The sequence below is a fragment of the Erwinia sp. S43 genome, assembly GCF_016624745.1.
In the GTDB taxonomy this organism is placed as follows: domain Bacteria; phylum Pseudomonadota; class Gammaproteobacteria; order Enterobacterales; family Enterobacteriaceae; genus Erwinia; species Erwinia coffeiphila.
On sequence record NZ_JACVTX010000051.1, the window covers coordinates 1 to 8,666 of the forward strand.

At 54.1% G+C, this 8,666-nt stretch carries 9 protein-coding genes and 3 pseudogenes; 8 read left to right on the top strand and 4 right to left on the bottom strand.

Translation table 11 applies throughout. The features are described 5' to 3' along the window. Nucleotides 1-124 precede the first annotated feature (124 nt). The 4 genes and pseudogenes from IBT47_RS26565 to IBT47_RS26580 all read right to left on the bottom strand — a co-directional run. A complete protein-coding gene (locus IBT47_RS26565) occupies nt 125-415 on the bottom strand; it encodes a helix-turn-helix domain-containing protein (RefSeq protein WP_200564222.1) in 291 nt (96 codons plus the stop codon). After that, entirely contained in the window at nt 412-744 is a 333-nt protein-coding gene (locus IBT47_RS26570; protein ID WP_200564224.1) for a type II toxin-antitoxin system RelE/ParE family toxin, read from the bottom strand. The genes IBT47_RS26565 and IBT47_RS26570 overlap by 4 nt, the downstream gene beginning before the upstream one ends. A 100-nt stretch (nt 745-844) precedes the next feature. After that, entirely contained in the window at nt 845-1,285 is a 441-nt protein-coding gene (locus tag IBT47_RS26575; RefSeq protein WP_234472134.1) for a RadC family protein, read from the bottom strand. 81 nt (nt 1,286-1,366) lie between these two features. After that, nucleotides 1,367-2,512: pseudogene (locus IBT47_RS26580) on the bottom strand (DUF3560 domain-containing protein); the annotation flags it as partial. Between the two features lie 546 nt (nt 2,513-3,058). Between IBT47_RS26580 and IBT47_RS26585 the strand changes: the two are divergent. The 8 genes and pseudogenes from IBT47_RS26585 to umuC all read left to right on the top strand — a co-directional run. Then, nucleotides 3,059-3,946: pseudogene (locus IBT47_RS26585) on the top strand (tyrosine-type recombinase/integrase); the annotation flags it as partial. Nucleotide 3,947: 1 nt separating this feature from the next. Next, the gene (locus IBT47_RS26590) at nt 3,948-4,256 is read left to right on the top strand and encodes a hypothetical protein (RefSeq protein ID WP_234472133.1); all 309 of its coding nucleotides are present in this window, start codon (nt 3,948-3,950) and stop codon (nt 4,254-4,256) included. A gap of 129 nt (nt 4,257-4,385) precedes the next feature. After that, nucleotides 4,386-4,709, top strand: coding sequence for an antibiotic biosynthesis monooxygenase (locus IBT47_RS26595; protein ID WP_200564226.1), 324 nt, complete (start codon nt 4,386-4,388; stop codon nt 4,707-4,709). Then, nucleotides 4,702-5,094 carry an amino acid-binding protein gene (locus IBT47_RS26600; RefSeq protein ID WP_200564228.1) on the top strand — a complete coding sequence of 131 codons (393 nt, stop codon included), beginning with the start codon at nt 4,702-4,704 and terminating at the stop codon, nt 5,092-5,094. Before IBT47_RS26595 ends, IBT47_RS26600 begins: the two co-directional genes overlap by 8 nt. Beyond that, nucleotides 5,091-5,801, top strand: coding sequence for a helix-turn-helix transcriptional regulator (locus IBT47_RS26605; protein ID WP_234472135.1), 711 nt, complete (start codon nt 5,091-5,093; stop codon nt 5,799-5,801). Before IBT47_RS26600 ends, IBT47_RS26605 begins: the two co-directional genes overlap by 4 nt. 457 nt (nt 5,802-6,258) lie before the next feature. Further along, the gene (locus tag IBT47_RS26610) at nt 6,259-7,020 is read left to right on the top strand and encodes a 2-phosphosulfolactate phosphatase (protein ID WP_200564237.1); all 762 of its coding nucleotides are present in this window, start codon (nt 6,259-6,261) and stop codon (nt 7,018-7,020) included. Between the two features lie 124 nt (nt 7,021-7,144). Beyond that, nucleotides 7,145-7,621: a GNAT family N-acetyltransferase gene (locus IBT47_RS26615; protein WP_200564230.1), complete on the top strand. Its 477-nt coding sequence runs from the start codon at nt 7,145-7,147 to the stop codon at nt 7,619-7,621. Between the two features lie 231 nt (nt 7,622-7,852). Beyond that, nucleotides 7,853-8,614, top strand: a pseudogene (gene umuC / locus IBT47_RS26620) (translesion error-prone DNA polymerase V subunit UmuC); the annotation flags it as partial. Nucleotides 8,615-8,666: the final 52 nt, after the last annotated feature.

Genomic DNA, 8,666 nt, shown 5'->3' on the forward strand with positions numbered 1-8,666 from the left:
AGAGAGGAAGAAGAAGCGCAGGCGAAGGGGGAATAACAGTGCGTCAGCACTGTTCACCCCCGGGCCGCAGGCCCGCTGCTTTGCCCGCTCCGTACCGGATTTCACGCACGGAGCAGACACCTGATCAGGCGGCCGCAGCTTCACTGATCTCAATATTAACGATATGCAGACCCGCATTAGCCAGCATAGTGATCAGTCTGTCTACGCTGAAAAGGGCGATTTTGCCCCGTGCCAGCTCTGAAATACGCGGCTGAGTCACACCGAGCGCTCTGGCGGCTTCCTCCTGGCTCAACCCGTGGCGGGCAATCCAGGCATTAATGATGGTCATCAGCTGAGAGCGGATTTTCATATTTTCCGCTTCTTCGTGGGTATCACTGATCGCATCCCATACGTTTTCGAAATCGTGAGTTTTCATTTATCCCGCTCCCGCGTCAGTTCCTTAAAACGTTTTCTGGCCAGTTGCACATCATGCTGACTGGTCGCCTGTGATTTTTTCTGGAAACAGTGGAGGACATACACAGCTTCTTCAAACTTCGCAACATACATCGCGCGGTAGATCCCATCCTGGTCTTTTACCCGGATTTCCCGCACGCCAGCACCAACGGTGGTAAATGGTTTCCAGTCATCAGGGTCCATTCCCTGCTGCACCCTTTCCAGCTGATACCCCATCTCTGTACGCATATCGTGAGGAAAGGCGCGAAGATCATCCAGACTGGTATCGATGAAGCTGAGTTTTTTTCTCATTACATACCCGAACATACGAAATTACGTATAATTATAGTACGCCCGCCCGGTTAAAGCTACCAGGTATCGACCCGGCAGCGCTGATAACCCGGCGGAAAGATTACATCAGCCCCCGGGAGGCCATCGATACGCAGGTGTTACCGGCGACGATGATATGATCCAGTACCCTCACATCAACCGCATTCATCACATCAACAATCTTTCGCGTAACCTCAATATCCTGCCTGGAAACTTCCTGATAAAAAGACGGGTGATTGTGAGCAAGGATCAGGGCTGCCGCGTTAAACGTCATAGCAGCACGCATCACTTCGCGTGGATAAATACAGGTTGTGTTGATGCTGCCGAGGAAGAGTTCGCGATATGCGATTAACTCGTTCTGGTTGTTGAGGAATGCCACGGCAAAGACTTCACGCTCGCTCCCCGCCAGTTTGGCCCTGAAAAACTCTTCAGCCACCTCATTCTTTGTGAATGCTGTACCCGACGGATAGCGAAGATCGATAACTTTTGCTGCTTCTGAAAGGATCTGCGAATGGGATGCCATAGCGTAATTACCCGCATCATCGCGGATAAACAATGAAGAAAGCAGGTTCTGATTGTTTTGATTTTCCACCCATGTTTTGGAAGATTCAGAAGCGGCGGTGTTGACGTTGTGTGTGTTCATGCTGGTTCTCCTTTCAGTGGTTATCCCTTTGCGGCCCATGAATGCGTATTCATTTGTCACCACGGAGCTGATTTCTCCCCCGCTGCGGTTGACGCGGATGATGGTCAGCCATTCACCCCGGCTCAGGACTTTACCGCCCGGAACCATGTCAACACCGGACGCCAGCAGGCTGCCGGTTTCGTCCAGCATGGCGCGTTCATACATCAGGCGATTACGGTAATGACCGGCCCAGCGGTTTTGCCAGTCGATTGTCCGCTGATGGACGCGGACGCAGATTTCACGTGCCTGTTCAGCGTTAATGATTTCATCCGTCAGGGCTGACCATACGGACATCTGGCCTTCATTCTGGCTTTTATCAGCAGGGCGCGGAAATTTTTCCAGGCTGAAGCGGGCATAAACATGATCGCGGTCGGCGATTTTCAGCGCCATATTCCGGTCGAGGGTTTCACATGACCAGAGTTTGATAAACAGACGGGCGTTTTCAATATGCCGTTCTGATTTGCGCAAATCGGCCTCAATTTTTTTGATACGGCGATAACGCACATCCGGGCGCTCTTTATACGTTGCGAGGCGCAAAGATGCCTCTGCACGGCGTTCCCAGTATTCGGAGGTTTCAAACAGGTTAACCGCCCTGCGCATGCCGTTTTCGATACGCTGTGCGTGCTTACGTGCGCGGCGTTCGCTGTGGTGGCCCACCAGGATCGGCTGACCGAAAGGAATGGCGGAGGCAAGTTTATCCACTGCGGTGAGTTCCCGCTCAGATTCCGCAGCGCGTTTGACGCTGTAAACTTCGAAACGCTCCGCGCGTTCTTCCTGGCGTTCAAACAAAGACTGATCTTCATCTTCGATTTCGCCAGCCAGCTCCAGCAGTAAATCCTCGCGGGACGGTGTCCACATCGGAGCCACAAACAGCCCCTGTTTGGGCGCGTATTTAAAGCCTGCGTTTTTCACGAGCGAGTAAGTTTCCTCATCGAGACGTGAATCCGCGTACAGACGTAACTTGTTATCATCAGGGGAATACGTGGCACGGTATTCCGGCCCTTCGGTTTTAAAATCTGATGATTCTGTAGGCTTCGTTGTCGCGCCTTTGATGTTCTGCTGAGTCATGCTGCTTCTCCTTCTGTGGGTTAAATGATGTTTCTGTGAGTATTCGCCGTCGCAGAAGGGGGAGAAGCCGTGCCGGGGAGCGCTGTCAGGGCCGCCGGAGGCGTGCATTTCAGCCTTGTCAGCAAGCGAGCCGGTGTGGCGCACTACCCTGCGACGGAAATACCACAGGGACATCAGCCACCGGAGGGTGAGCAGGACGCAGCCCCGGACGCGGTACGCGCTCCGTCCTCACGTCCCGGTGCTTTTTACCGGGATGCGGTGAGCGCAGGCCACTGCGCGTAAAAGGGCGGCGACTCCGCCTGCGGAGGCAGCAAGCCTGCCCCTGCGTCAGGGATGGACACCCGCTGCCCGGCGGCCTGCCGCAGGGCCGGGCCGTGACAGCGAAGCTGGCCCGGTGAGGAGCATGACAGCCCGCCCGGACGCCCGGGGTCTCATTCCCCTGCCCGTTCATCTCAACATGCAAAACAGGAAGAACAGGAACAACAGAAAGACGAATCCAGTCAGCATCAGCATCAGCATCAGTACAGGACAGCATACTGACCGGATTACCGCAGTGCCCTGCGCCATTATCTTTCGTTCTGTAGCCAGCACAGAGTTGAACCTGAAAAGGCCCGGTTTGAAGACCTGGCCGCGTACATCAGCCCTCAGCTGCCCGGCATGCCTTTTCCTGCGGCCAGCGCCACGCTCCAGCTTCGCCTGTCGGCAATCCGCCTCTGGTATGACTTTCTCATGTATCTGGACCTCTGCTCGGTCAATCCGCTGCCCCGATCTCGCACGCCCGGCATGCTGCATTCCGGCCGGGGACTGGTTCCCCGCGTCGTAAAGCTGCCGCGTATTCCTGACGATGCACAGTGGCAGTCTTTTCTTTATCATGCCGCCGCTTCTCCGCTCCGCGATCGCCTGATGCTGGCATTAACCTACTACGGCGCGCTGCGACGGTCTGAAGTGACCTCGCTCAGTATCGAAGACTTCGATTTCGCGCACCGTCTTATCCGCATCCGGGCAGAAACCACCAAGAGCCGGCGTGAACGGATGGTCTGCTACAGCCCGGCCGTTGCACCCGTGCTGGCGGCTCATCTTGTGCAGATGAAGCGAACCGGAATCTGCCGCGGTGCCCTGTTCCGTTCCGCGTCCGACCGGAATCCTGGCGCGCCGCTTTCATTCTGGACCTGGAGCAAAACGGTCCGGAGATGGGCACTGGAGTCCGGGATGCCGGACATATCAACCCATACCTTCCGGCACCTGCGGCTGACGCATCTGGCCCGCGCGGGTTGGAAGCTGCACGAGCTTGCCACCTATGTGGGACACCGCGACCTGACCACAACGCAGATTTATATCCACCTGTCTGGCCGGGACCTTGCCGCCAGGATGGCTGGCGCGATTGAAACGGCAGATATCAGGATGGCGAACCTTATTTTCAGTACGGAGAAATAACATGAGCCTGCACAAACCCATTGAAAGCAGCTGGCGTCCCTTCGACATAACTGCATACCGGCTTAAGACGTCACTGACGCCCGCTGAACGGGCGGCGCTGGACAGCGCTCATAGCCGTGCAGGTATGTTGCGGATGAAGCCTGCTCCTGACATTATCAGGCCGCTGATGGACATTGCCGGCGTAAGCGGATGCAGCAGCAAAATCGCCGGGCTGGTGATAGCCGGACTCCTGCGCGAGATGCATTCCTCCGGCATGCCGTGCTGGCGATGGACACTCAAATACATTATTGACTGGCCACGCCGCGAGTGATCTGGCGTATTCAGAATGTGGTGCCTGTGCAGGAGACCAGGAAAAAAACACTGATATTTCGGCGGATACCGAATCATCAACTTTTAACGGACGCTACGCTATCAAAATCGTCACTTACAGGAATGACACATGATAGCCGCACTGTTTGAAGCAGAAGCATTTCCCGAAGCACAGCAAAGGTATTTCCAGCTCGCGGCTGACTTAAAGCCTTTATTAGCCGATGTTCGCGGTTTTATTTCCATTGAGCGATTTGAGAGCCTCACAACAAGAGGAAAATATCTTTCCCTTTCCTGGTGGGAAGACGAAGACGCAATTGCCGTCTGGAAGCAGAACCTGATGCATCAGGTTGCTCAACAGGAAGGGAAAGATTCAGTCTTTTCATTTTTCAGAATACGTGTGGCGCGTGTATTCCGTGATTACTCATTTGAAAAAGGACAGTATCAGCATGTATGACATCTATGTCGTTCTGAAAAATACGCCTGGCGCACTGGCTTCACTCGGGAGCACCCTCGGTAAAAATGGCGTTGGTCTTGAGGGCGGCGGTGTTTTTACCACGCCGGATGCCGGTCATGCGCATTTTCTTGTTGGGGATGGTGAAAAGGCTCGCATGGTGCTCACTGATGCGGGCTATGACGTCAGAGGTGTTTGCTGCCCGCTCATCCGCAGGTTACCTCAGGAGCGCCCCGGTGAGCTGGGTGAAATTACCGGTGCCATTGCCCGGAGCGGTATCAATATACTGGTACAATACAGCGACCACAGTAACCAGCTGATTCTGCTTACGGATGACAATGTCCGGGCAGCGGAAGTCACAAAAAAATGGGCAGCCTCTCCGGAATGAGTCTTAATAAATTAGCGCAGAGCGGGTTTTCTGAGTCCGCCCCTGAAAAATCCATGTCCATTGTTGCTGCGGCAATCTCTGATCCCTCACGGGTCAGTATTCTCTGCGCCTTAATGGACGGACGTGCCTGGACCGCAACCGAACTCAGCGCAGTCGCCGGCATTGCCGCATCCACGGCCAGCGGACACCTTTCACGCCTTCTCAGCAGCGGACTGGTTATCTGTCTCACGCAGGGCAGGCACCGCTATTACAGCCTGGCAGGCCTGCACGTTGCGGGGTTACTGGAAAATCTGATGGGCGTATCCATGCATGCGCCGTCCCGGTTCAGATCTAAAACTCCGTCACGCCTCCGTTATGCCCGTACCTGTTTTGATCACCTGGCCGGTGAGATGGCAGTAAAAATGTACGATTTCATGATGACGGAGGGGTGGCTTTCAGCGGATGGTTTAGCTCTTACCACGTTGGGGAAAACGCAGTTTCAGGCTCTGGGAGCCGTGGTCGATCCGCACCCGAGGCGCCGTTCCTGCTGTCCCTGTCTTGACTGGAGCGAAAGGCGCTTTCATCTGGGCGGAGACGCCGGCCATGCGTTAATGACACTGTTACTTCAGAAAGGCTGGATCCTGCGTACGCCGGGTTACCGCGAGGTGAGCGTGACTGCTGAGGGCAAAACGGCCCTGTGGCGCGTTTTTGGCATAGCTGTGGAGTGAACCGGCTTAACCGGTGGTTGGGGTGATTAAATGGAATTTAATGAAAATCAGCGGGGCCGGCTGATGAATACAGGCGACGTGCGGTGTATGGCTGACATGGCATCGCGTTACGCCAGAAAAATATTCAGAAGGCTGAAGAATAATATCGCGACCCGGTTTCTTTCCCGGAATGGGTGATTCATTGATTTCAAGGGGGATCATACCGCTTTCAGGGCGGAGAGAAGCTGCGCAGTTCCGCATTCAGGAGGATGCGTGCGATAGACCAGCCCCAGCTCACGCCATAGCGCAGTCCTGAGACTGCGCCGGATGAGGTGAGTTAACCTGGGCAAGGGGGCTGCAGGTGCCGCCGTACGTAATCTGGATCTGATGCTGCAGGTTTAACTCAGTGGATACAGGGACAGCGTTTTTCGGCAGGCAAAATGCTCATTCAGGTTTCTTTAAACAGGAGGAAAGTGTCATGAGGGAGTGGTTCAGTCAGGGCCAGTCTGAAGTCCGGCTCGAATGGGGTATTTCTGCCGTTGATTATCTAGCCGCAGAGGCAGACTGCGTGATCGTGGTTGATGTCATGTCATTTTCAACCTGTGTCAGTCTGGCGGTTGACAACGGCGCGCGAATATATCCTTTTCCCTGGAAAGATCGCTCCGCGCTGGAATATGCGGCTACTAAAGGGATATCTACCGCCAGTTCTGACAGAAGGTTTACCGGGGAAGGTTACAGCCTTTCCCCGAAATCACTGCAACATATCAGGCGGGGTGAAAGCCTCTTACTGCCTTCACCCAATGGCTCATCCGTGTCATTCAGGGCAAGAGATGCGGGCAGTGCCGTCTTCAGTGGTTGTTTCAGAAATATGACAGCAACTGCAACAGCCTGCAGGCACTACGACCGTATTCTGGTTATTCCCTGTGGGGAAAGATGGCCGGACGGAAGCCTGCGACCGGCGGTTGAGGATTACTTGGCGGCGGGGGCAATTATCTCAGCCACAGGCCGGGAAAATTGTTCACCTGAAGCGCAGGCGGCTGTAGCAGCCTGGACGTTTCACCAGAAAACAGACCTCAGCTTACTTAATGAATGTTCATCAGCGAGAGAACTGAGGATGCGTGGGTTTGCTGCCGATGTGACATTATGCCTTGAACCGGATGTCGCCAGCTCGGCATGCCAGCTTTACGGTGATTTCTACTCCACCGCTGATATGGCAGGGCAGTCATTGCAGAAACAGTAAAACACGGTATATCAATGATATTATTGCTGTCATATCACCCATGTCACAAAGTGAATTTCCGGCGCGTTATGGCACCTCTGACGTGATAAACATTCACACATAGTTAAAGAAAAAAGGAAGAAGAATGAAAATCCGACTCGCTTTACCTCATGAGGCAGAGGAATGCTGGAATGTGAGGAATCTCGCTATACGGGAGGGATGTAAGCCAAGCTACAGCTCCACCGTGCTTGACGCATGGACGCCTGAAAATATGCCTGAAAATTACCGTACAGTAATAGAGGAAAACCCTTTCTTTGTGGTTGATTTACCTGATGTGGGCTTGGTTGCAACAGGGTATCTGGATCTCTCATGTGGAAGCGTCGAAGCGGTTTTTACATTACCAGACTATTTCGGACAGGGCTGGGCCAGCCTGATTATTGAAACGATTAAACACGAAGCGTTGCAACGGGGACTGAAAGAACTCACCCTGTCTTCAACCCCCAATGCACAGACATTTTATGAACAACATGGCTTTGTATTAATCCGGGAAAACAGCTGCCCATCCAAGCTTGCTCAGACAGACTTACGCTGTATGGATATGTCTCTGGAATTAGAGCCCTGACAGGCTTATGGCTTGTAAAGCATCCGGTTTATCAGGGCTGTACTAGCTTATAAGATGTCCCTGGGGTAAGCAGTAACCGGAATCGTCATTCTGCAGCGAGCTGCACAAACGGCGCCGCTGTGAGGGACCTGCGGAGCCCGTGACGAAACACAGCCTAGTTCTTTTATGAACAAACTATAGTCTTAAATTGCGCGCCGAAAAATTTTCGTGGTTTTTCCATTCCACATAAACCACAGCATGTCAGAACGCGTCATGCGCTGCCTTGAGGACCTTTCGCCACGCGTGGAACAGTACAGCATTGACGAAATGTTCCTCGACGTCGCCGGTATCGACAACTGCATCGCCTTTGAGGATTTTGGGCGTCAGCTGCGTGAGCATGTCCATCGCCACACCGCGCTTACCATCGGTGTCGGGATGGGTCCCACCAAAACGCTGGCTAAATCAGCGCAGTGGGCATCCAAAGAGTGGCCGCAGTTTGGTGGTGTACTCGCACTCACGCGGGGTAATCCCCGCCGGACAGAGAAACTGCTTTCACTGCAGCCGGTGGAAGAAATATGGGGTGTCGGGCGCCGGATCACTAAAAAGCTGAACACAATGGGGATCACCACAGCACTGCAGCTTGCGCGCGCGAATCCAGCTTTCATCAGGAAAAACTTCAACGTGGTACTGGAGAGAACTGTCCGGGAACTCAACGGAGAAAGCTGTATTTCCCTGGAAGAAGCCCCGCCTCCCAAACAGCAGATAGTCTGCAGCCGGAGTTTTGGTGAACGCATCACGGACTATGACGCGATGCACCAGGCTGTCTGCCAGTACGCGGAGCGTGCGGCAGAAAAGCTGCGGAGCGAGCATCAGTACTGCAGGCATATCGCAGTCTTTGTGAAAACGTCGCCGTTTGCCGTGAACGAGCCTTATTACGGGAACATGGCCAGCGAGAACCTGCCGTTCCCGAGCAGAGACTCGCGGGATATCATTGCCGCCGCCGTCAGGTCTCTCGGCGGCTTTGTTGAATAAATCAGATTCAGGGCGAGCGTCTCTGCAGCGGGTT

Coding starts and splice junctions, on each gene's coding strand:
- IBT47_RS26565 (WP_200564222.1), bottom strand. CDS start 415: ATGAAAACTCACGATTTCGAAAACGTATGGGATGCGATCAGTGATACC.
- IBT47_RS26570 (WP_200564224.1), bottom strand. CDS start 744: ATGAGAAAAAAACTCAGCTTCATCGATACCAGTCTGGATGATCTTCGC.
- IBT47_RS26575 (WP_234472134.1), bottom strand. CDS start 1,285: ATGGCATCCCATTCGCAGATCCTTTCAGAAGCAGCAAAAGTTATCGAT.
- IBT47_RS26590 (WP_234472133.1), top strand. CDS start 3,948: ATGAGCCTGCACAAACCCATTGAAAGCAGCTGGCGTCCCTTCGACATA.
- IBT47_RS26595 (WP_200564226.1), top strand. CDS start 4,386: ATGATAGCCGCACTGTTTGAAGCAGAAGCATTTCCCGAAGCACAGCAA.
- IBT47_RS26600 (WP_200564228.1), top strand. CDS start 4,702: ATGTATGACATCTATGTCGTTCTGAAAAATACGCCTGGCGCACTGGCT.
- IBT47_RS26605 (WP_234472135.1), top strand. CDS start 5,091: ATGAGTCTTAATAAATTAGCGCAGAGCGGGTTTTCTGAGTCCGCCCCT.
- IBT47_RS26610 (WP_200564237.1), top strand. CDS start 6,259: ATGAGGGAGTGGTTCAGTCAGGGCCAGTCTGAAGTCCGGCTCGAATGG.
- IBT47_RS26615 (WP_200564230.1), top strand. CDS start 7,145: ATGAAAATCCGACTCGCTTTACCTCATGAGGCAGAGGAATGCTGGAAT.